We start from the raw sequence: 524 nt of genomic DNA, 5'->3' as shown, positions 1-524 counted from the left end.
ATGAATCTGTTTGTCTAGGAGTGAGTCATGCAATTCTCTCTAAATGAATATCTAGAAGAGCTACGTCCGCTAATCAATGTGGATTGTGGCACTTACACCACTGATGGTATCGAGTTCATCGCTTCTCAATTTGAAGAGAAGTACCAAGCGATGTCAGGTTGGAGCGTAAAACGCATCGACTGTGGTAGAGCGGGCATCGGTCTCGAAGTTCGAAACAAGCCGGAAGCTGAGCAAATCGACGTGATGCTGATTGGTCATATGGATACAGTGTTCCCTGTAGGTACTGCTGAGCTTCGTCCAATGTCTCAAGATGCAGAGAAAGCTTACGGACCGGGCGTCTCGGACATGAAATCTGGCTTGCTGAACATCGTATACGCGATGCGCAATCTAGACCAAGCGGTGTTGGATAAGCTGTCTATCGCTATCTGCATGAACCCAGATGAAGAAACGGGTTCTCTGGACTCTGTGGATTGGATTCAATCAATAGCGAAAAATGCTAAGAATGTACTGGTTGCAGAAGCAGC

1 protein-coding gene is annotated in these 524 nt (G+C 46.8%); it reads left to right on the top strand.

Annotation, left to right across the window (positions count from 1 at the left end; translation table 11 throughout):
- Positions 1-27 precede the first annotated feature (27 nt).
- Positions 28-524: M20/M25/M40 family metallo-hydrolase (locus IQR33_RS35060; RefSeq protein WP_228014249.1), on the top strand; the 497-nt coding region annotated here is incomplete at its 3' end.

Origin of the sequence: Vibrio sp. OPT46 (genome assembly GCF_015163535.1) — a bacterium.
Taxonomy (GTDB): domain Bacteria; phylum Pseudomonadota; class Gammaproteobacteria; order Enterobacterales; family Vibrionaceae; genus Vibrio; species Vibrio alginolyticus.
Note: the sequence above shows the minus strand (reverse complement) of the source record. Positions and strands in the feature narration are given on the sequence as shown.